General features: G+C 43.3%; 11 protein-coding genes. All 11 read right to left on the bottom strand.

All coding sequences use genetic code 11. From position 1 onward, the window contains the following. Window positions 1-579 precede the first annotated feature (579 nt). The 11 genes from ACYQ3L_RS15865 to ACYQ3L_RS15815 all read right to left on the bottom strand — a co-directional run bounded on the left by ACYQ3L_RS15865 (window position 580) and on the right by ACYQ3L_RS15815 (window position 24936). A complete protein-coding gene (locus ACYQ3L_RS15865; protein ID WP_380001279.1) occupies window positions 580-3306 on the bottom strand; it encodes a family 78 glycoside hydrolase catalytic domain in 2727 nt (908 codons plus the stop codon). Between the two features lie 902 nt (window positions 3307-4208). Then, window positions 4209-6875 (bottom strand): alpha-L-rhamnosidase, encoded by a 2667-nt coding sequence (locus ACYQ3L_RS15860; RefSeq protein WP_380001281.1) that lies wholly within the window; start codon window positions 6873-6875, stop codon window positions 4209-4211. Between the two features lie 61 nt (window positions 6876-6936). After that, complete coding sequence (locus ACYQ3L_RS15855) at window positions 6937-9213, bottom strand: GH92 family glycosyl hydrolase (RefSeq protein WP_380001283.1); 2277 nt, start codon at window positions 9211-9213, stop codon at window positions 6937-6939. A gap of 73 nt (window positions 9214-9286) precedes the next feature. Beyond that, window positions 9287-10174: an outer membrane beta-barrel protein gene (locus ACYQ3L_RS15850; protein WP_380001285.1), complete on the bottom strand. Its 888-nt coding sequence runs from the start codon at window positions 10172-10174 to the stop codon at window positions 9287-9289. Window positions 10175-10210: 36 nt separating this feature from the next. Then, entirely contained in the window at window positions 10211-13171 is a 2961-nt protein-coding gene (locus ACYQ3L_RS15845; RefSeq protein WP_380001287.1) for a DUF5005 domain-containing protein, read from the bottom strand. Window positions 13172-13265: 94 nt separating this feature from the next. Continuing rightward, window positions 13266-16385, bottom strand: coding sequence for a SusC/RagA family TonB-linked outer membrane protein (locus tag ACYQ3L_RS15840; RefSeq protein WP_380001289.1), 3120 nt, complete (start codon window positions 16383-16385; stop codon window positions 13266-13268). 38 nt (window positions 16386-16423) lie between these two features. Next, a complete protein-coding gene (locus tag ACYQ3L_RS15835) occupies window positions 16424-18208 on the bottom strand; it encodes a RagB/SusD family nutrient uptake outer membrane protein (RefSeq protein ID WP_380001291.1) in 1785 nt (594 codons plus the stop codon). A gap of 13 nt (window positions 18209-18221) precedes the next feature. Further along, window positions 18222-21383 (bottom strand): SusC/RagA family TonB-linked outer membrane protein, encoded by a 3162-nt coding sequence (locus tag ACYQ3L_RS15830; protein ID WP_380001293.1) that lies wholly within the window; start codon window positions 21381-21383, stop codon window positions 18222-18224. A gap of 62 nt (window positions 21384-21445) precedes the next feature. Beyond that, window positions 21446-22597, bottom strand: a complete 1152-nt coding sequence (locus ACYQ3L_RS15825; RefSeq protein WP_380001295.1) for a DUF4961 domain-containing protein — start codon at window positions 22595-22597, stop codon at window positions 21446-21448. Window positions 22598-22608: 11 nt separating this feature from the next. Next, window positions 22609-23064 (bottom strand): DUF5004 domain-containing protein, encoded by a 456-nt coding sequence (locus tag ACYQ3L_RS15820; RefSeq protein WP_380001297.1) that lies wholly within the window; start codon window positions 23062-23064, stop codon window positions 22609-22611. Window positions 23065-23103: 39 nt separating this feature from the next. Then, window positions 23104-24936, bottom strand: coding sequence for a RagB/SusD family nutrient uptake outer membrane protein (locus ACYQ3L_RS15815; protein ID WP_380001299.1), 1833 nt, complete (start codon window positions 24934-24936; stop codon window positions 23104-23106). Between the last annotated feature and the right edge of the window lie 147 nt (window positions 24937-25083).

Here is a 25083-nt window from a genome sequence, read left to right as displayed (position 1 = left end):
TAAAAAAATTCTTATATCTTCTTTTGTCTGTCGTCCTTTTGCTTCATCTCTATTGGATAGAAACCTTTTTCTGTCGGAAAGAAAATCCAATGAATAAAACATATTATAAATACAGGCCTGTTTATACTCACCCCTGTATTGTATTGGCATAAAATTACCTTTTAGGCCCCTGCACGTACTATATAGATAAAATCTGCACCTCTCTGGGTCCCGCTTTACAGATTCTTTACGAAACTCCTTCTGTATTCAATTTAACTGTGCCGGATTTACCTTTGCTGAATTGAAAAGCAATATAAAACTTTATCTTCAATTTATATTTATCATCATAACTAAGCCCTAAGCTACAGCTCTTTTACTTTATGGTCAATAATTTTTATGATTTAGCCATAAAGATAATAAGAATATATGTATGTCCTATTTAATCCGGAAGCTTTTATCTTATATTAAAAGTCTTTATAAATAAAGAGAAAAGCAGAAGAAAAAGAAGCCCTCTGTTCCCCCATGAAGAATTTACAATGCCCTGCATGGGGGAGAATAGGAGAGGGCCTGTTCTCTAATCTACTTATAATAATTTTAATATCAATACTTTGAAACGATAAAACTATAAGCTCCGGATGGAACAGTTATTTGATTCGGACTCTTCTTATCTACCGTAATCCCACTTACTTTCTCAAGAGGGATTCCCGATTCGGAAACAATATTTTTTCCCCATTCCGGAAAGCTTATCGTTGCTGTCGTATTCGCAGGAATAAGTACCTTAAGACAGAAGTTCTCTTCTTTATCGATACTCCAGTCCGAAACGATCTTTCCGTACAAACTATTGTAGGATGCTTTACAATACCGTAAATCCTGAACCGGTTTCGGCTCTATGTAAAAATGCTTCATCCCCGGATTTAACTTATCGGCTTTTATTCCGGCAAGCGAATTGTAAAACCATGCTACTACACTGCCAAACATCGGATGACAATGTCCGCTTCCATTGGGATCATCACCGCCGCCATCCCATGTTTCCCATAGGGTACTGTTCTTGTCATCCATCAGATAGCCATATCCTGTAAAGTCTTTTTGATCCATCAGCTTATATGCGATATCCACCCTTCCGTTTTCGGTTAACGCACTTAAAGTAAGAGGTGTGCCGAATATCCCCGTATCGAAATGATAATTGATACTTTCCAGGTGTTCCAGCATGGCTGCCAGAACATTATCCCGCTTATCTCCGGGTACCAGTCCGAATGCGAGAGCATAAGCGTCGGCTCCTTGCTTTCCTTTCCGGTAATGACTGGTTGAGGGATCAAAAAAAGCCTTGTTAAAATTGCTTTTTATCGTTTCCGCCAAAGAGGCAAATGCTGCTTCATCATCACCTCTGCCCAATACTTTTGCTACATCGGCCATTATACTGGCTGTACGATAGAAGAAAGCCGTATTAACAAATTCTGTGGGGATCTCTATACTATTGTAAGGCGTACACCAATCGCCCAGACACCATCCCCCGGGCTCTTCCCTGACCACAAGTCCCCTTTCGTCCGTTCTTGTTTGCAGATATCCTATCCATTGTTTCATTCCATTATAATGTTTTTGCAATATAGAGATATCTCCGTAATGGCAAAAATAAGCCCATGGTATTATCACATAGGCCGATCCCCACGCGGGACCGCCACCGCCGCCGCTAAATGGTGCGGTATGCGGTACATAGCCGGAATTTTTATTTCGGGCATCATCCATATCATCAATGAATTTGCTGAGAAAACGCGTCATATCGAACGAATATAACAAACTCTCCGATATTACCTGTCCGTCGCCTGTATACGCCAGCCTTTCTCTGTGTGGATCGCTGCTTATGATCCCCTTAAAATTTGCATGCATAGTGCGGACCCAGGCTCTGTGTATACGATTGAAGAGTTCATTAGAGCACTCGAAGCTGCCTGTATTGTCTACATCCGTATAAATAGATTTGACTGTTACGCTGCGTTCCGATACAGAGGTACCTTTCGCTGCTATCTCTATCTTTCTGAAAGTATGCCATGTGAATTTCGGCTCCCAGGTCTCACTATTTCCTCCTCTCAGTATATAGGTATCTGTTTGCCCGTAATCGTAACCCTCCTCGGTAATGAACCGAAGCTTCAAAATATCCCCTTTATTTCCTTTAACATCGATGCTACACCATCCCGAAACAGTTTCCGGGAGAGTAAATGTATAAATACTATCGCCGGAATTTTTAAACGTAGTGTCTACCGTGCGCATTACCTTTGTGAAAGGTACGGTCTGCGCCATTAACCTGCCGCTCGGAGGGCGGACTTCGAGGGCCGCCTGCCATGCCTTATCTTCATATGATTCACGGTTCCACGCCCCCAGGTCCAGACGGGCATCATAAACTTCCCCCGTAAATATGGCATCATGCACCAATGGGCCGGTCGTTGCCTTCCATGATTTGTCCGAAACGATCGTTTCCCGGGTTCCATCCTTATATTCTATCTCCAGTTGCAGTATCATTTTGGGCACATCATACCACATATATCCTTCGACAATGCGGTCGCGTTGGTTGTACCAGCCATTACCCAGTATTACTCCTATGGCGTTGTTCTTTGCTTTTAAGTTTTTAGTAACATCGAATGTATTATAAAACACACGTTGGGTGGATTGGTCGTCGTAATGATACAAAAGGTTTTTAAGCGAACGCCTGTCATAATTGGTAACGGCCGGGGACAATACCTGGTCTCCTATTTTCTCTCCATTGATATACATTTCGTAAAAACCCAGGCCACTGATATAAGCCATTGCTTTTTTTACGGTTTTGCCAACAGCAAACTCTTTCCGGAGATAAGGTGCCGGAAAAATCTGTGTGGAGTCAGGAAACTGATCCACTCTTTGTCCTATCCATTTGGCCTTCCAATCGGAGGGCTGAAGCAGCCCCATAGTCCAGGTGGCTATATCGCTCCAACCGGAAGGTGTACCGGTTTCGTCCCATACCATTACCTTCCAATACGCTTGCGCCTTCGAATTCAGAGGTATTCCTTTATATCTGATGATCGACCCGGACGATTGTACCTTCCCCGAATCCCAATAGTCACTCTGATCTTTTTCCAGTAAAGAAATATCGCTTGAAACCAGAATGCGGTATGCTGACTGACTTTTAGCCCTTTTATCTGACGAGAGTTGCCACTTGAGGAGAGGGGTAACACTCTCTATGGATAAAGGTTCTTCCATATAGTCGCATAATAGATTTTCTACAAGAATATCTTTCTTTTCGCAGGCAGTAAAAATGACTACAAAAAGTATGATAAGAATATTTTTCCTATTTTTTTTCATGGATAAAAATATATTTAAAGTCTCTTTTTATTTTTAATTGTCAACATTCAACTCAAAAAAGGTAACAAAAGTAACAGAGTACAATGAAGAATTAAGAACCAACGCTCAACGGAGCTAATCCTTTTGTCATGTTGAGCGAAGCATCTCCTTCATAAAAAATTTCTTTCTTAAAGGTCATGAGGCGTAAAATCCATTTTTCATTCTTTTATTCTCAAATTTTTACTTTTATTAACCATATATGGTTAAAAAGTAACAAAGGTAACACGAAATACAATTAAGAATGAAGAATGAAAAATTGAGAACCAACGGTCAGCGGAGCTAATTCTTTTCCTTGTAACCCGTAACTGCCCGAAGGGCGAAGTAACTCGTAACTATTTCAAAAAAGTTACAAAAGTTACACTTTTTCCACTATTTTTTATCTGTTCCTTTTTTCCTCTCTGTAAGTCCCCCTTGGGGCAAGGCCGTTAAGTTCTCCGCTTTGTTCTGTTATTTTCTACTGTCATTGGCTCCGCTTCGCTCTACCGAACGTTGTTTCTGAGTGGAAAGAAGGATCTCATTCTATTTAGGAGATGTTTCACTTCGCTCAACATGACAAAGAGGATATAAGTATTCAGAACTTAACAGCCCTGCCCCTTGGGGGATTTAGGGGGCTCGTTCATTCTTTCAAAGAACTATCAGCTAACTAATAGCTTACTATATAGATAAAGTATTTTCCAAAAATCAAACAATTATTTTCATGACAGTTCCACTGAATATAATGTCTTTAATTTGTTAGATAAAGATTAAGGATGCCGTGTAATCAACATCCTTAATCTTTCCTGCAAGCTACTTTGCCCTTCGGGCTGTCACAAGTTTTCAGTCACTTTGCAAAATTTATGTTCCCGCCAGCCTGTAACCCGTTATTAGCTTGCCAATAGTATTTCAAAAGTATAAGATCCGTTATCGATTGCAACACTGTTATTTCTCGTCTTAACTGTCTTTCCGTTCAGCTTACAATTTGTCGCACTCTGCGGTAATATAACAGTCCCTGTGCTGCCTACAGGCAATACGGCGGTGATTGTCAGTTTACCGGCATTCAGGTTCCAGTCTACCGAAATAGTACCGTAAGGCGACTCTTTCGTAGTCTTTGCCCATGATACGCCTCTAGGGATTTGCGGTTCTATTATCACATGCTGATAGCCGGGTTTATCTTCATCGGTACGAATACCTCCCACAGCCTGATAGAACCACATTCCTATACCATTGTAGCAGTTATGCACCCTGCTGCGTTCACCGCTCCAGTATTCCCAGGTAGTAGTTGCCCCGTTGTCTATCATATGCAAATAACCCGGATAATCATGCTTTTTCAGCATCGTGTACATAAAATCGACGGCTTTATTCTCGATTGCCCATTTGGTAAGGATAGGTACCCCGACCAGTCCCACGGCTATATGATTGTTGTGCCGTTCTGCAGTCAGGGAGAGCAGCCGCTCTTTGATATCGTCGTACAGGGTAGGAGGGGTGACCCCAACCAGCATAGGATAAGACATATCCAGTTGTGAACCTGTCGAATACATCTTTTCATCTTTATTGTAATACGTCTTTTGCAGCAGTTGGTTAAGTTTATCCCTGCGTGAGGCAAATTCTTTTGCTTCACCGGGCTTACCCAGTATTCCCGCTATCTTTTCCATTTTGGAAAAACAATCGCTTACGAAACAGTTATTAACCAGATTTACAGACAGCTCATTACCTGAGTCTACACCGATCGGTGCCAGCCAGTCTCCCAAAAACCAGTCACGATACGGAGTATCCGGCCATCGTTTCAGCAATCCGTCCACTGTGTATTTTTCCACATAGCCGAGCCACTCTTTCATGGCCGGGTAATGCTTCTCTATCAATCTCGGATCATTATAATTCAGATATGTCTGCCATGGAGCCATAATAATGAAGCCACACCAGTACGGACCACCGCCGCCGGCTCCCGGGTTGGGGGCGACATGGGGCAGGCTGCCGCCTTCGCGCATCGAGTCGTCCCATGCCTGCAGCCAGTTGGTAAACAGGGGCGCAACATTATACATGGTCTGGAGGCTTTCTGTCGAAGAGTTCCCGTCGCCTCCGTATCCGGCACGTTCGAGATGAGGACAGTCTACCATATATCCGCTGTATGCCAGGCATTTCATGGTATATTGAATCATGTTGTGTATGGCATTTAATTCAGGATCAGAACATTCGAATGTCGATGCCTGACGGTAACCGGTATGGATGAGATATGCTTTTATATCTTCCTTATCCGGTCTGACCGTAAGATTGGATATCCGGATATAACGGAAAGCATGACTATGAAATTTATTACAAAATATATCCGTACCGTTGCCTACCCCGACATAAATATCACTTTGTCCCTGATCATCGAATTTACCTTCCTTATCCATAAAATCAGTGTACTCCATCAAAACCTCCTGGCCTTCGCTAAGCCGGGGCAGACGGATTTTAAACCAGCCATTCAGCACTTTACCCATATCTACCAGCCAGGCATTATCACTCAACTGTTTAATATTTTGAGGTATTAAGGTTTCCTGTATTTTGTCAGGCTCCGTCATTACGGGCGTGGCTTTATGTTCCGGAACGGCGATTTCCACGACAGGGTACCAGCTCATCTGGTCGAGGGTTGTGGAGTTCAAATCTTTAGGAAGTACTCTTCCGTCCAGCTTTTCACCTGCAAACCGGAGTGCCTGCCATATACCAGTCTCTACATATCCTCCGTGCCTGCCTCTCCAGGAGCTGTCAGTCGCAATCAAGGTATTCCATCCGCCATTCTCTTTGATATCCAGCTGAGCCTTCACCAAAGGCCCGTCATATACGGCATCGAATGTGTTTTTCCGGTACCATCCTTTGGCAAGCCACAAGACCAGTTCGTTTTTACCTTCTTTCAGGTAAGGGGTCACATCGTATGTAACGATCAAAGACCTTTTATTCAACTGCGATACTGCAGGAGAAAGTACATCGTCGCCCACCTTCCGGCCGTTGATATATACCTCATAGTATCCCAATGCGTTGACATGCAAAAACGATGTATTGATACTATTGACATTGAAACTCTTTCTTAGAATCGGACTTTGTACATTCCCCGCCGCCGGCGATAGACCTATATAACTACCCCGTGCATCTTCCTTATCTATTATACCTACTCCGAATCTGTTGATTCCACTCCATCCGGAAACTTCATTCTTACTGTTCCATACACGAACCCGCCAGTAGCATAGTGAACGCGACGCCAATCCCTTACCTTTGTATGGGACCATTACGGAAGAGGCCGATTTTTGCTTGCCGGAATTCCATAAGTCAGCCTTGTTTCCGAGCAAAGACATACTGTCGGAGGCAACCTGTATTTCATAATACTGTTGTTGCATGGCTCCTTTGGTATATTTTATCTTCCAACTGAAATGCGGCGATGTATTATCTATCGCATCAGGATTTGTAAGATTTTCACACTTCAGGTCATATACTGTTATAGAGGCATTCAGACTGCAACTGATTGCAACAAACAGGAAAGATATGATTGTGAAAATTAAACATTTTTTCTTTTGCATAATTTTTCTTGTTTTTAAGGATTATATATAAGATATACAATGATTTGATGACAAGTCCGGTTTATTTTTTTGAAAGAGAGAATGGAACCGCGTCTTTACCCGTACCTCTGCTCTTGTTCGGCTGACTTCCCATCTCATATTTGATTGTTCCTCCGTTTACGATGTCTTTGTAAGTGATATAGTTCTTGCTCAACGGGCTGCCATTCAATGTAACAGACTGTACATATACATTATCTTTACTGTTGCTGCTTGCCTCGATTACAAATTTTTTACCGTCTTCCATCGTAATAGTCGCCTTTTTGAATAACGGACTACCCAATACATATTCATCCGTTCCGGGACAAACGGCATAAATCCCCAAAGCGCTAAGAACATACCATGACGCCATGCCTCCCTGATCTTCGTCGCCCGGATAACCTCTCTCCGTATGATTATACAGATCATTCATTATACGGCGTGCCCAGTATTGGGTTTTCCATGGCTGCCCCGCATACGAATACATATAAATCATATGCTGGATAGGCTGGTTACCTTGTGCATATTGTCCCATGCCGGCTAGTTCCATTTCTCTCATTTCGTGGATTACACCGCCATAAGTGCCGGGTTTGATAATATTAGGAACGGTGAATACCGAATCCATCTTCGCCGTCATTTTATCGGGACCTCCAAACATATCGATCAGGCCTTGTACATCATGGAAAACAGACCATGTATAATGCCACGCGTTGCCTTCACAATAAGGACCTCCCCAGACAAACGGATCGAATGGTTCCTGCCATTTTCCGTCTTTATCTTTTCCTCTCATAAATCCCACGGTCGGGTCAAATACATTGCGGTAATTATACATCTGCCTTTCAAAAACATCCATATAGAAACGGTTTCCTGTCATTCTTGCCAGTTCATAACCGCACCAGTCATCGTAAGCATACTCAAGCGTCTGTGCAGTAGAACCGGACGATTCCGGGTATGGGACATAACCCAGCTGGAAATATTCTTTCCAGAAAATACGTCCGTTAGCACCGCCCCACGGGCCTTTGTTCATCGCTTCGTGCGCATAGGCTTTCAAAGCCCGTCCGGGATCGAATGTGCGGATACCTTTTGCCCATGCATCGGCAAGAAGCGAGATTGCATGGTTACCGATCATACCGCCTGTTTCGCCGGGTTGTGACCATGAAGGCAACCAGCCGCACTGGTCATGCGCATCGAGTAAGGCATTCATATATTGTCCCTGCATAGTAGGGTGAAGAATGTTAGTCAGAGGGAATTGTGTACGGAATGTATCCCAGAATCCGTTATCGGTATACATATAACCGCTATAAATCTTCCCGTCGTAAGGACTATAATAATAAGGTTCGTTATTTTCGTTACGTTCGTAAAACTTGCGCGAAAAAAGATTCGCACGGAAAAGGCACGAATAAAAAGTTCTTATTTGCTCATCCGTTTCTCCTTCTACAATTACCTTGCTCAGTAATTTGTTCCAGGTTTCTGCCCCCCGGGCCTTTGTTACTTCCAGATTCTCATCGTTGCCTAATTCCCTGTTTAATGTGAGCAATGCCTGTTCGGGGCTTATATATGATGAAGCAGCTTTTAGTTGTACTGTTGTTCCTTTTTTGAATTTAATGTATGCACCCGCACCTTTGTCGTCGCGATGCAATTCGTCAGGGAAAATTTTGTCTTTCTCATTCTCCCATGTACCATATGCCTCAAAAGGCTTATCGAATTGTATTATAAAATAATTACGGAAGTTTTCCGGATGATTTACAAAACGCTGGTTATTTACCCAGCCTTTAATCTGTCTTTTCTGCGGATCTATTTTTACTTCGCTCATATTGGTATATCCGTCGAGTACCAAATAAGCGTCCCCGTTTTCAGGGAATGAGAAGCGGATATGTACCCCGCGCGTTGTAGGCGCCATTTCGGTAGTAATACCATTGTCAAATGTAACTTTATAATAATGCGGGTTGCCGATTTCGTTATCGTGGCTGAACTTCGCGGCTCTCTTATCTTGATTAACAATCAATTCGCCAACCATCGGCATCAAGGAATAAACAGCATAGTCACTCACCCACGGACTACATTGATGGGCCTGCTGGAATCCTCGGATTTTATTATCGGCATACATATATTTGAACCCTTCTCCGTTCCTGTTTGTCTGAGCTGCCCATGTATGCATCCCGAAAGGCATAGCCGTTGTAGGATATGTATTACCGTAACTAAGCCCGAAATTGGAATCGGTTCCCTGAAGCGTATTTACATATTGCACAAGGTCTTTTAACTGCGCATTGGCGGTTGTAGCGGATAATAAAAGAACCCAGAATATAAAGTTAATTTTTTTCATATATATGATTATTGAATCCGCAAGGTCCGAATATTAAACATTCTTATATCCGGACTTTGCGGATAATTATAATTTATAACCCTAAAGCCAATCTGACTTTTAGCCCGATACTGACAGGTATCACCCTGTCACTCAACGTTTGGGTAAGTGTATTGCTACCATAGCCGATCGATGAATTAAGGACGCTGCTATTCAATGTAACCAATCCTTCGGATGTATCCCTAAACTTGATAAAGTTCTGATTGCGGCTGTCTTTCACGATATCATTCAATCCGTAATCGAGATATGCGCCCGTATATAAAAACAGCTTATCCGACAAAGCCCACTTCATACCCAGATCGGCACTGAAAAAGCAAACGACCCTTAGCCTGATATCTTCATTATTCGAATAATTTGTAAACGTTCCGAAGCCCATAAATTCCTGAGTTTCACCCCAGTTTTCAGTATCATGAAAGAATCCTTTATTTACCATTTCGGAAGCCGAAGATTTGTATTTCCCTTTCACGGGAATGCCCAATTTAACTCCTGCCTGCGCATACAGCTTGTTCTTTTCCCCTGATTGGAACTGCGCCATTAGCGGGATATTCAGATATGTCACATTTTGTTTTTCCTTATAACCCTTCACCGAAGAATAAAAATCATACAATTCTCCATCCGATGCGTCAACCAGAGACCGGGACACATTATTAAACTTATCTTTAGTCAACTCAGCCTGATATAGGGAGAACTCAGCCCCTGTATTCAATCCGAAATTTTCGGAAATGAAATAGGTATAGCCTATCCCAAGGTTACCTCCGGCACCATTCTTATGGTTGCCAAAAGCCGCTTCATAATCCAGCGTCGACAACCCTCCCGCTACAAATACCGAAACCTCAGACTTGTTTCCCTGAGCCGAAAGAACAGTAGCCGAAGTAAATAAAATGAAAACGGCTGTAAGGCCTTTTATTATTGTTTTTCTCATAATCATTTAATTAATATACGTTTAACTAAGACATTCCTATTTAACAACAACCTTCAGCGTTTTTTCAAAATCATTTTTTGCCTTGAACCGAACCATATATATACCGGATGTAAACGGCATACTTACCTTGGTTGAACGTCCCTGAGCTTTAACAGCACTGAGTTTGTTACCATAAATGTTGTAGACTTCAATCGTTGCATTCCGGAGTAAATCTTCATCAACATCCGCATCTACAGTCACTTCTTCGCCTGATTTTACAGGATTCGGATGAGTGATTATACCCGTACTCTTCAGCGTTATCCGTTCTGCTTCGGAACGTAAATCTCCGTCAGGGGTTTTCAATACAATGTGATAAGCTGATGTCTGGCTCAACAGGTCGTTCTTCTTTGAACCAGCTACATAGCTGGTTCCCGTGGCGCCTGCAACCGGGCTTCCGTCGAGGTACCACTGGTAACCCGTTATATCGTAATCTTTCAATTTGTTAAGATACAACATAAGGGTATTGTTCCATTTCACTTTAATAAGGTCGTCAAAGGCAAAACGCTTGTTGAAAATTAACGTATAGTCCTTTTGGGCTTTTCCGTCTTCCGATATGACTTTTATGTTATATTTTTTGATATCAGGCCTGTCCAGTTCGGCAGAAAATGTATATTTACTTGCCTTACCATCTATTGTTCCTTTGTCGACGGTTGCTAAATTAACTGTAAAACCGCTTCCGCTTGAAGCCGGCAGATCTATAGCCATAACATCTTGTACAGCCACAGGGTTACCATCTACGGTCACGCTTTCCAATTCGGCGACAGTACCATACTCATATTCGAATTTACCTAAAAGCTGCCATTCGGCTATTTGTAATCCTGTTCCTCCCTTCGATGCCAGAACATCGAGGCGGAAATGAGTATAATTGCCATCGACAGGCACATTATAATTCACGGTTTGGGAGCGGTGCTCAAACTCGGCATAATAACGCTCGTCGAGTACAGTCCATGATGTTCCGTCATTCGAACCCAATAGCTTCCAATGCAGAGGGTCTTTGTCGTCTTTGTCGGGAGAATCCGGCGCAGAAGTGATTGTATAGCGCCTTAAATTAACCGGAGACGGAGATTCGTATTCAATCCAGGCTTTTCCTGCATTGACCGAATAGATAGTCGCAGCATCATTATCTGTCGCATTTTCCATATCGCTTTCGTATTGGGCGGTAAGAATGCCCTTATTGTCGGTAGCATCCTGATTCGCAATGCTTAATTTGTCACGCCAGTCTTTCACCCGGAAGAAGTATGGCAGGTATGTGTCGGCATTTCCGGTTGCATACCACGGCTTGTCGTCCTGAAAGTTTTTGGAAACGGAAAAGAATATTTCCCCGTTTTTGGAATGCTGCGGATGAACGGCCAATAATGAACAGAAAAATGAGTTCTCCGTGCTTATTTCGGCCGGTAATTTCGCTATTATTTTCCTGTTTGTGAATGGCCCATAAGGAGTCTCGGCCTCATAAAGTACGATTTCATCGCTAAAACACTTTCCCGGCTGGGCAATCCCATAATATTTCCCGGCATCTTTAAATACAAACACAGGGTCTTGCACTATAGTAGCACCTTCCCAATTGGCAAGGTCATTTTGCCATGACGTATCGGTAGACCATTCTTTTGTCCTGGCATTATAAAATTCCCAGTCCCCCGTAAGGTCTCCATTCGTAACACGGGCTACAAGGCCATACCGTGTACAGATACCTTCAATATCGGCATAACCGTATATATACACAGTTTCGTCATCGTCTTTGAATACATATCCTCCGAAATCCAGCCCGAATTTGCTATCGCCTTTTGCAAGGCTCCGGGTCATATGCTTATATTTTTTTATCTCCTTCAACTTAAGATCGGGCAGGGAGAATACGGCAACGTCAGCCGACACACCCACCATACCCCACATTCCTCCCGAGCCATCGTTTTGCACACGGCTGAGAATCATCTGAAGTTCAGGAACGCCATTGCGATAGTAAACAGAACTTCCCGCAGGCCAGTACCATACACTGTTCTTGTTCAAAGGGTTTCCATTGTCATCGGTAGGTATCAGTACTTCCTTTACCGGAGGGTTGCCACCCGGCGAGCCGTCATTCAATAGCCTGAAAGCGCTAAAATCCTCACCGTCCTGAACCATGACGAAGTTGCGTTCGAATTGGTTATCTCCTTTATTTCCTACTCTGGTGCGGCCGGAAAGTACAGTACCTGTATGGGAGTCGCCCCATACCCAAATACTCCGCCCGTCGCCCAGCGGCTCAGACCGGCCAATGTCGCCGCCTGTCCATCCGTGCCAGCGAGTGAAGAATCCGTCGTAATCCTTATCGGAATAAACCTGTACATTGGCATCTTCACCTCTGTTTGGCAAAAGTACCCAGTTCGGAGTCTTCTGCATCGGATATTCGCTACCTTGTGTAATAGAGATTGTCCGCGTTTCATCGATATACTTCCCGTTTCCGGCCGGATTTTCATCGTTGCCATCGGTGCCCACCACGTATCTAAGGCTAAAATTCCCGGTCTGATTATCTGTAAATATGCGGAATGTAAAAGTAAAATCATCGCTTTTATTATTGTCGCTATGCAAAAGTTCAAGTATATCGATTGAACGGCCGCCCCACCAATAATAACCCGCAGGAGCCGGAAAAGCGGTATTTAAAGCATCCGTATAATATTGGTCGAAAGCGAGGCGCCCGTATATATTTTCATCGGGATTAGGAAAATGTACGGTATATTCGGTATAATCCTGCGCTCTCCATCCTTCAGGCAAAAGCGCGCCGAAATAACCTCTTCCTTCTGTTTTGGTCGGATTGGTATGTTCGCAGACAAAGGTCACGTCAAAATAACTGTTGGTCTCCGCCGTTGTGGGATGGTTCAGCGATCTCAATCTGAAACAGCCATATAGTATAAAGCTGATAACGAATAATGACAGGACGAATATGTATAACCTCTGCGAAGTTTTGAAAAATTCATAAAATCTTTTCATATGCATTATAAATAAAGGTCATGAATGTGTATCGTAATAGTATACAGGGTTATCATTCATATATACGGTAGATAACCCTGCTACAATGATTTTTTTAGAACGACATCTGCACGCCGAAGTTTACCACCCGCTGATTCATATATGCGTCACCTGCCGAGTTCGTCTTTATTTCAGGGTCCTGCTGATATTTATCATAGTTCGTTTTAGTGAACAGGTTATAAGCATTCATATAGAAGCGTGTGCTATATATCCCTTTAGGCAATACACTCTTAGGTAGTTCATAGCCCAGGTCAATCGTTTTTAGACGGATATACCATGCGTTTACCAGCCAGAAGTCCGACATGTATGCTTCACTACTGCTTACGGTCGAAGGGTTCGTTGTCAGGCGCGGAAAATCGATTACCTCACCGTTATCATATCTCTCCTGTGTCCAGCGTTTCAAGTGGATGGGCTGAAACTGGCTTTTGAAAGATTCTATGCCCGTTCCTACGACACTGAAACTATAATCAAATGATCCCTGGAACAACAGGTTCAGTGAAAAACCCTTATATGATCCGCCTATCGTAAATCCAAGTGTGGTTGTCGGCAGGTTAGGTTTACCGATAGCGCTTTTGTCGAAGTCATCGATAGCGCCATCGTCATTCATATCCAGATATTTAAGGTCGCCTGCCGATACAGGAACTGAAGGCACGGGAATCTTATTCGGATTACCCGCGTTGATTTCATCTATATCCTGTTGTGTGTAATATCCAAGCCATGTATAACCGAATGGTTGACCGATAGGTTTGCCTGTTTCGGCCAGCCAGGGATATCTTTGCTGAGCCTCGGCTTTGTACTTCACTTTATTCTTTGCATAGGAAAACACCAGGTTAGTATTAAAACTAAAATCTCCGAATTTGTCAGTATAACCGATTTGCCCGTCGAAACCCTGATTAGTGGTTTCTCCTATATTTTTGCGGGCCGAACCCAAACCAAAGACCAGAGACACATCACTTCTCTCTACCAACTGGTCATAGCGGAAATCATAAAAATAGTCTATCGTGAAGGATACCTTATTATTGAACAGGCTGGCATCTATGCCGACGTCGAATTTACGGGCTTTTTCCCATGTAACCGATTCATCTGCCAATGAGCCTTCCTTATATGAAGATATTCTATTATTATAATTTTCGCCAAAACTATATCCGCCTCCTTGCTCATAATACTGCTTATAAAGGTAACGGCCACCCGATGCTACGTCTGATCCTACCAAACCATACGAGGCCCTGATTTTCAGCATATCGACCTTGCTGCCGAATTTCTCCTGAAAAAATGGTTCTTCGCCGATATTCCATCCTGCCGCGACAGAGGGGAACCAGCCGAAACGCTTGTTCCTACTAAATCGGTCGGTCCCGTTATAGGCCGTGTTCAGGTCGAACAGATACCGGTTCTTGTAGTTATATTTGATCTGGCCCGTATATCCGACAAATTTTGCAGGAACGTCAGGCTGGCTGAAAAAAGGCACGTTTTCCCAGTCCCTTGTACGGCTTTGCCTGTTGTACAACAACATTCCGTTGATATTATGGTCTTCGTTAAAGGTCCGTTCGTAATTGATGAATGTCTGTATATTCAAATCCCTTATAGCCTTATTGATACCGGCGCCTGATACATACTTCTCGTAAGCATAGGAGTTCACCGTAGGGTTGATTGTATATGTACCTCCGTTCCCCGAAGGAGTATAATGATAGGTAGGATACATATCCTTAGCCCGCCACATCCTTCTGGAATTTTCATCTATACTGGAATATGCTACGCGTAACATGCCGGAAAGCCCTTTGGTAACAAAGTCCATATTCTGGGATACGTCGAATAGTATATTGGAATCGAATCTCCTTGTGCGGCTGTAACCTTCATTTGCCAGACGTGCATTCAAAGTAGGGTCTTTACTGTCGGGAAAGAAGTAATTATGATAAGCGTAGGTTCCGTTGGGGTTTTTCAATGGAGCCGAAAACGGGGTCATATTCTTGAAGTTATAGATTTCCCCTACGGCATTTAAGCCGTTTGGCTCATTGATATTCATAAAACGGGACGACATATCGAGACGGACTTTGGTAGTAGAAGTGACATCGAAATCCAGATTGGAGCGGAAATTAAACCTGCGGTAGAAGTAATCAGTGTTCACTTCGCCGTACGGGTCTTCGAAATTGCGTGTCAAACCATTTTGGGAGAAGAATCCACCCGTAACAAAATATCTCAGCCTTTTAGTACCACCCGAAATATCCACGTTTGCATTCTGCTGACTGGCTATGTCTTTAAAAATCTCTTTATACCAGTTCACATCAGGATGGCCATAAGGATCGTCTCCCAGCCTGAAATGCTCCAAATCGGCAGCGGTAAACGGCTTGCTGCTTTCCAATCCATCATTTCCAAAAGCCTCGTTTGTAAGCGATGCCGCTTCATAAGCGTTCAGAAATTTGGGTGTACGTATGGGCATAGTCAAACCACCTTCGAGCCGTACATTTATACGGGGGCGTCCTTCTTCGCCACGGCGGGTTTTTACCACCAAAACGCCGTTAGCACCCTTAATACCATAGATAGCCGTAGTAGAAGCATCTTTCAGAATCGAAATGCTTTCTATTTCGTTCACATTGATCTGTTGCAGCTGGTCGTATGTATATTGAACATCGTCTACAATGATCAGCGGTTGATTACCCTCCTCGTTCAGGGAACTGACTCCCCTGATAAAGAAATCGGAGGCGTCTTTACCGGGCTGTCCCGAACGCTGTTGAGAAAAGAATCCGGGTAGTTTTCCCGCCAACGCATTTTGCACACTGGATGTGGGGACCGTTCGTATTTCTTCGGCCGACATAGCGCTTACAGCTCCGGTCAATGTGATTTTTTTCACTTTACCATAACCGACAACCACAACTTCGTCTAATGCTGTCTGATCGGAATGGAGTACAATATCCAGAATCTTCTGATTAGTTATTTTGACAGATTGCTTTGCGAAACTGATAAAAGAGAATGTTACCTGATCTCCGGGTTTTACTGTTAATGTATAATTACCATCAGAATCTGTCATCGTGCCGTTTGTCGTTCCATCAACAGTGACGCTCACTCCGGTCAGGAGTTCCCCGTCAGTTGATGACACCTTGCCTTTCAGTTGGAACTGTTGTTGCCCGAAAGCAAAGGCAAAGATTTGTATGCTTATAAATAATAAAGTTAGTCTTTTCATATCAATCGATTGTTAAAGAATTGATAAACATAGCTTTGTTACCATCCAGGGTTTTGAACCATGTTACTGTTTTTGTTTACTTCGCTGTATGGTATAGGATATAGGTATCTTTTCGGATCGAATTTTGCATTCAGAACATCAATATGTTCAATCTGTATATTCCCTGTCCTCATCACCAGTGCTAATCCTCTTAGTGGCCGGTTGAAAATATCTTCGGCTATTTTCCAACGTCGTATATCCCAGAAGCGTTGCTCCTCAAATGCCATTTCAATTCTTCTTTCGTTACGGATAAGTTCCCTCATCGCTACGCAGGTTGTGTTACCGGCTATGCCATAAGTATCATCGTCACCGTCAATTCCGGCTCTTTTTCTTATTTCCCTGATATATTCGATCACTTTGGCGTCGGCTGTTGTTTTCGAAGAAGCAAGGTCATATTCGTTTTTGGCTTCCGCATAATTTAGTAATATTTCTGCGTAGCGGAATAGAACCCAGTTGCGGAGAGTCTCTTCATATTTCTCCTTATCTTCGTATTTACCCATAAATTTACGAAGGTAATAGCTGGTTTTTGTCGTGGCTTCGGTAGTTCCGCCCGGATTATTTCGTCCGCCTATGTATGTGGCCAGCACCGAACTAAGCCAGCGTGAACCGTTATGTAATACTGTGTAATCGAGGCGGGGATCGCGGTTGTCGTACATCGATTGTTCCGAATATGTATATTTTGAACTCACGTCGCTTATTGGTTTTCCGTCCTTCATAGGGAAAGCATCCACCAGATTTTGTGTAGGACTGGTGCGTCCGTTGCCTTTGGCTTCACTGGAAAATCCTATCGGCCCGTTATTTACTTCCACATCTCTTTTTTTCTGACCATCCTGTACCTGTACATGGAATATGACTTCATTTGTAGACGGGCCGTAATAATAAAGGAATACATCCCTGAAATCATTCATTAAAGCATATCCCCCATAATTTCCTCCAGGACCCCAGTCCTTGATGAAATTCTCCGCTGCATCCGCTGCTCTTTTCCAGCGGGCAGGATCATATTTATCATAACCTACATACGGATTTCCGGCTTCGATCGGAGATTCGTTAAACAATGGACTTGCGGCATATAACAATACCCTTGTTTTGAGAGCCATAGCCGCTCCCGATGTCACCACATGGCCGTCTGCCCCGACATTGGCGATAGGAACCGAACGCAGGCTGTCTTTGATATTGTCGAGCTCATTTACGATATACTCTATACATTCGTCGAATGTATTTCGCGGAAACTCCATCGGTTCTCCTAATTCGTAAGGTATGTCACCAACCAAAGGCACACCACCATAGCGTTTTACAAGTTCGAAATAATAAAATGCTTTGAAGAAACGAGCCTCGGCCTTCAGTGCTCTGTTAAGAGGTATTTTAGTACCGGCGTGATTGTTATATGTTTGCATGAATGGAACCACGTCTATATTTTTAATGAATGTATTCGACCAGCGAATGCCCCTGTAATAATTAGCCCATCCCATGTCAGTAAGGCGTACAAAAGGTGAATAACGGCCGACCTGCAATTGATAGATTTGATTTTCCGAATTGACCGATGTGACAGCATCGTCCGAAGCTGCATCCAGATAGTCTCCGTCAATGCCATTGTGTCCGTATCGCAAAACACTGTAAATGTTGTTTAAATACCTTTTTGCATCTACACCCAGTGAATCTGTAGTTGAGAACACATACTCAAGCGTATGCTTTTCCACAGGAACATCTTCATAGTCGTTGCATGACCACAACGTGCAGAACAGGCCTATCAGTATGATATATAATTTATTTTTCATGTCTTTCATTTTTTAGAGAATGCTAAAATTTGATGTTGATCCCTGTGTTGAAGCCACGTAGCGCCGGATAGTTCCTGAAATCTACAACTTCAGGGTCAACCAGATCGAAAGCAGCTTGTGTCCATAAATTCTGACCACCGACGAATACCTTTACTTTCACTCCGCCAAGATAATTCCGCGAAAATGAATCGGGGAGGGTATAGGCTATATTCAGGTTTTTCAACCGTATGTAATTTCCTGATTTCAACCAGAATGAATTATTCATGCCATTAGGAGCAACATTGTAATTCGGGCTTGTGGAAAGCCTTGGGAACAGAGCCGTTTCGGCCGTTTCGGGAGTCCAGCGGTTCAGTACATGTTCATATGCCTGACTGTAGGTATTACCCCATGCTATGAATCCTGTTGCATATTCCCAGCCTGCATCCGGAAAATAAATTTCACGGTTGTAAGCGCCTTGAAATAAAGCTGACAACTCAAGTCCCTTGTATTCGAATCCAAAGTTCAGACCGAAAAAGCAGAGCGGTTTATTGCCGCCTATTGCAGTCTGGTCATATTCGTTGATTACTCCGTCTCCATTCATATCCTTATATTTAAGATCGCCCGGGACGATATTATAACCGGAAATAACCGGGCTGTTTGCCACCTCGTCCCTTGTCTGGAAAAATCCTTCGGCAATAAGCCCATAGCGGGTTCCGGCCGGATTGCCTGTCCTGCGCATGTATTCTTCGGGAACATTTTGTTCATCCATAAATAAAATCTTCGATTGATTTATGCTCCAGTTTCCGGTCACATAATAATTGAAATTCCCGATGTGATCCTGATAAGTTACTGATAGATCGGCACCCTGATACCGGACTTTCCCTATATTTTCAGTAGGATAGTTCAAACCGATGAGCTCTATACTTTTCCCTCTGGTCATCAAAAGATCGAAATGTTTGTCGCTGTATAAATCAGCTGTAATCCATAGTTTGTTGTCGAACAGGTTGGCATCGAGCCCCAGATTCAGTTTATTGGCTCTCTCCCATGTCAGGTTCGGATTCGACAAGCTGAGATTTGTTTCGATAAGCCCGACTGCAACATTTTCATACAAGCCCGTATAGTTCGATCCCTGCGGATAATAAGCTCCTGTACCCGCAACAGTAACGGCATTACTTTCATACTGTTGTCTCCATGTATAATAATTGTCGCGTCCGATACTGTTTCCCGTTTGTCCGAACACCGCACGTAGCTTTAGTTTATTTACCCAGTCGATGGATTGCATAAATGCTTCCTTACTGATATCCCATCCTAAGCCGAAAGCGTAAAACGTCCCCCATCTTTTACCCGGCGCATACCTGTTCAGGTAGCTTCTGGAAACGGCCGCTTGGGCGAAATATTTCTGCTGATAGTCGTATTTGGCTTCTGCATTAAGATTTGCAGGTTTTTCAGGCAACTGATAATTGTCCAAAACCTCTTTTACATCAGCAAATACATTTCCTTCTATCGTATGCGATTTATTTATCACTTTTTTATAGTCCAGTGCAACCTGCCCATACATATACTGAAAGTTTGATACACCAATGAAACTATTCTTTTGCGGGACTATACTCCCAAAGCGTTCATAGCCTCTCAGCGATCCATCGGGATTCAGAGAACGAAGATAGACAGGTTCCTGCTTGCTGCGGTCCAAGGCATTGCGGCTTTGCGAAACAACACTTCCTACCATACGCGCCGATAAGCCTTCGGCAAGCCATGCCATGTCGTGATCGATAACAATATTGCCATATCCGTCGCGCATATGATCTTTTATATAACCCGAACCGATAGTTTTCGCCATCAGATTATTCTGGTAGCTGTTGTTCCCGCCATAGGAGCCGTCGGGATTGTAAACCGGATATACGCTTCCCGGAAGTGTGTATATATCGCTCATAATGCTACTTGTACCTGCTCCCGGCTGGTTGCCCTCCTCGATACGCCCTATAACGGTGGCTCCCATTTTGAGTCCCGGTAAAACATTTACGTTAATCTTGGAAGTTACCATGTACCGGTCGTATGATAGGTTGGTATTGTAGGCGTTCTGCGCGTTTTCGCGAAACAGCCCGTTTTCTGTGAAGTATCCCAAACTGACGAAGTACTGGGCTGTTTTATTTCCTCCGGTTGCATTCAGGTTGTAGGATTGGATATCGGAGTTGTTCTTCAGTACCTGATCGTACCAGTTTACGTCAGGGTATGCTATCGGGTCTTTCCCGTAGCGGAACGACTCTATGTTACTGGCTGTATATACTCCGTTTTTACCATCGTTGACCAGAGCCTCATTCAGCAGGTACGCCCATTGATAGGCCGGAAGCGGCTTGGGCGTCTTTATGGGTTCCTGTATGCCATACCTGCCGGTGAATGATATCTTAAACCCTTCTTCTACCGGTTTTTTAGTAGTAATATACATTACCCCGCGCGAACTTCTTCCTCCCAGAAACATGGAAGACAAGGCGTCTTTCTGTACCGAAACCGATTCGATGCTTTCCACATCGATGTTGAACAGTTCGCTTTGAAATCCGTCGACAACCACTACCGGCGAAAAAGCTCCACGTAATGAGAAACCGTACTGCGTATTGTCGTTATATCCTACTCTGGAATCATCGGCCTGACCGCCCAGAAAAGCATTGTTAACTGTACTCTGGTTGGTAAAAGTATTTCTGTATCCTCTACCCTGGGAAATATACAGGCCGGGCAACCTGCCTGATAATGCGCCCAGTATATTAGCAGACAATGCAGGGGCTATTTCATCTGTATAAATGGTCGATGCCGCACCCAGATAAGTTTCCTTGTCTACCGTTTTTCCGTAAGGGATATCCAGCTTAGCAGGATTTTTTAGCTTCTTATCTTTTATATCTACTTTAAATACTGTTCCCTTTTTGATGTCCTTGGGAATTCTGATTTCTTTTACTAAATAATCGGGATGTGTGAGAACAAGCGTATTTCCAATAACAGCATCAATGCCAAACGTTCCTGCTTCATCGCTTATTGCCTTGTAACTGCCTGCTTTAATTGCTATTTCCACGCCTTGTACCGGTCTCCCGTACTGGTCGACAACCACACCCGAAAAGCCGGATGCGCCGTTAGCCGCCTTCTCCTGGGCATAAGCGGTCCCGTATCCTGACAACAACCACCATACGATCATAAGCAAGAAGTAACAGCTCTTACTCATCTTTTTATATATTGAATTATACATAAATTCCGGTTTTAATTATAAAAATTTATACATTGATCTCATTTACAAACGAAATTGTAAACAAACGGCTTTTTCTCCCTTGTCGAATGATCGTCGTCTCCGGCCGGATCATCTTTTCCTGCTTGTTCGTCGTCATATTTGTCGACAAATAGAGAACCGTCCGCATTTGTAAAATAATATTCGATATGAGTGATAGTCTCGTTGGCTGGCACGCCGAAAAAGCCTTCAGGCCACAGTGTCGCACTCCACATTACTCCCCATCTGGAATCTTTCAGTAGTTTTGTTTTGTCGGATATTTCGTCTACTGTATATGTATTACCATTTGCAGTGTGAGCCTTGGCATTCAGGTAGATATTACTTTCATTTATCAACTGGTTGTTGTAATAATCGCCGATATACCTGAACGTAAGAATATCATTATGTGCAGCATTGCCCGGAGTTACCTGATAGAAATGATACTGGCAGAAGTCTATCGGTTCGACGCCTTCACCGTCCGTCACTTCAAAACAGTCGCCCCACATCACTTTCCAATGATCCGGCCCTACCTGATTGTTTCCTGAACTATACTCGCTCAGTCCGTCAGATTCATAATTAGCGAAGAATCCTATTTTCGCCCTCAGGTTATCGGGACCGGTTTTCATTTTTATCTTTATTTTTACATACAGGTCATACGCATTGCCTCCGTTATCTATAGTCCCCGCAGCATCAGACACAAATGCCACCCATTGGGTATCGTCCAGTACATTCGGATTTTCTCCACCGAATTTGTTAAGGAGTGCTTGATCCCAAGTCAGACCCGGCTTACTCACAGGGGAAGTTCCATCAGGGATCGGCGACATCTTATGTTCTCCCTCCAGATTTTTACCATTGCCGGTACCTTCCCATGTTACTATAGCATTTTTGGCATCTGTCCACACTTTAGGAACATTAACGGCGATTATCAGTTTTTCTGTCCGGCCACCGTCTATGTTCGACCCGCATTTTATATACATGACAAATTCGGCATATTCACCTGCCTTTACGGAATTTGTCTTATAAATGATTGGAGAGTTGTTATCCTTATATTCGTCATCAAATTTACTCCCATGGTCTGTGAACCATTCTATGCCACAGGAAATAAATGCGACAAGACAGATCATACACCCTAATATTTTATATATCAATATTTTATTTTTCGGTTTTGTTTTCATGGTGTTCTGTTTTATTTATTAGACGCCCGCTCCAATACATAGGAATATACATTGCTCTGACATCCCGGCGAGAATGAAAGGGTTATCTGCCGTTCTCCTTTCACTGTCTGATAGTCGAAAAGAGAAATATTGGATCCGGTAGAAGTTCCTTCCTTAAACAACAGTTGTGTGGGATACTGAGGGTCGTTTACATTCCATGTCCCGTCCTGGCGAACCAAAAATGGAAGGTAATTATCAATGGTATACGTATTATCGTCATTGAAGGTAATCCTGAAAGCACTGAAATCCATAGCTTTGGTTATATCTATTCCATTCCTTACGGCCTTGGTAATATACCATGAACCGGCAAGGTTTTTAACAGGTTCCTCGATGTCGTAACCGTTCGAATCTTTAAATTTATCGCAGGAAAGGAAAGAGTATACCATAATACAAAGCATAAACATCATTTTTGTATTTAATCTTCTCATAATGAATCTTTGTTTACAGAGTTAGAAAAAAGGTTAATCTTAATAATTAGGGTTTTGGATCAGGTTCGGAGACTTGGATGTTTCCGCATACGGGATAGGCCAGAAATACATCGCCTTTCTGAAAATACGCTGCCGTACATTGAAACGCGTATATGACTTGCCACCCTCAGGTGTCAGCCTGACTTCCATACCCGTCATCATCTGGCTGTCTGTTTGTTCAGCTATTTTCCAGCGCCTTACATCAAAGAAACGGTGGCCTTCTATAGCAAATTCGATACGTCTTTCATCGCGTATGGCCTGACGCATTTCCAGGCGTGTCATATCCGGTTTTAATCCGTACATACCGTCTGTACCGGCCTCTATTCCTCCGCGTGCCCTAATCGCTTTTAATATTTCGTATGTTTTGTCTGCTGGCGATACTAGTTGAGATCCGTTGCCATCACCTATCTCATATTCGTTCATTGCTTCGGCATAGGCCATGTAAATTTCGGCGAAGCGTAAGATCGGAGTTGCCTCATTTTCGCCATGTACAGCGTTGGCCGCCAAATGACGACTGACCATTTTGTTGATATAATAGCCGGTAGGCGTGCCCTGATGTACAGCATCTTTACCACTGGAAGAACCGTCGGCTTTGCGGTACACGTTTATTGGATCAGGGTTATTATTCGGTGCTAACGCAATCATTGTCTGGTCGTGGGCCACAGTGTTATTGAACCTCGGGTCGCGGTTTGCATATGGATTATTAGGATCATATCCTGACGCAGGATCGCTGATCGGCTTTCCGTTTTTCATCGGGAATGCATCTACCAGATTTTGATAGATAAATCCGCTTTTTGCAGCACCACGGGATGGAGGCTGAAACCAGCTTTCTCTCGCTACTCGCCCAAGACTACGATCATCGAGTATAGATTCAGCGAGAGATGAGGGCTTATATTCATCTTTTAATGATTGGAACAAAGCATAGAAACCATGTCCGGAATCGGGATTATTGTTATTGAAAGGATCTGTGTGTAATACATACAAACTGTACTGCCCCAGGGAGATTACATCGTTCGCGGCATTCATCGCTTCTTCCCATCGTTTCTTGCTGTACCCGGGATATCCGACCAACTCGGCAGGGACGTTTGTTCCCGCAACTATATCGCTGTTCCCGTTATAAAGAGGACTGGCTGCCAATAGTTTTATACGGGCAATCAAAGCCCTGCAAGCGCCTCTTCCCGCATGCCCATAATATGATCCCGTAGGTTTTACAGGCAGATTGGGTTCGGTAGCTGCAGTCTCACATTCTTTAACGATATAGTTCACACAGTCTTCAAATGTATCACGGGTATCTTTCGGTTTGTCACCGTCAGCATAAATGGTATCACCGATTAAAGGTACACCTCCGTAATGCCTTACCATGATATGATAATACCAGGCCCTCAGAAAACGGGCTTCGGCTTTAAGACGAGCCTTACGGAAGCTTTGCAGGGGTGCCTGTTCTATCCCTTTAAAAAAGATATTTACCCTCCGGATGTTTTGGTAAGGTATCTTCCATGCATCATCGGTAATAATTATCGGATTAACGGTCCCCGACGCAAACTGCACATCGGCGATACCTTCCGAAGAGAGTCTGAATTCGGCTTCGTCGCATGCGGTCTGAAGGCCACCCAATTGTTCCGATATAGTACTGAAACGATTGCCTTTCACGTCAAAACCCACATCCCGATAGATTTCGGCCAGAAAGCCCTCGGTAAGCGCACTGTCGGAAAAAACCCTATTATAATTGAGGTCTGTCGTTACGGTTTCGTCGAGAAACCCTTTGTCGTTACAAGAGGAAAAGCATCCCCACACGACTGTTAACGTTAATAATAAATATAAAATGTTTTTCATACATAATGTATTAGGTTAATAAAAACTTTTCATTTAAATACCCGAAACTCTACCTATCGATCAATCAACATTGTTTTAATATATCAAATTATGGTCCCTTTGTATCCGCTTTTTCATTCCATAAGAAAGTGTATTTGTGATTTATTC

It is taken from the genome of Dysgonomonas termitidis, from assembly GCF_054657735.1.
The sequence above is the reverse complement of the archived record's forward strand: the minus strand, read 5'-3'. Positions and strand labels throughout refer to the sequence as shown.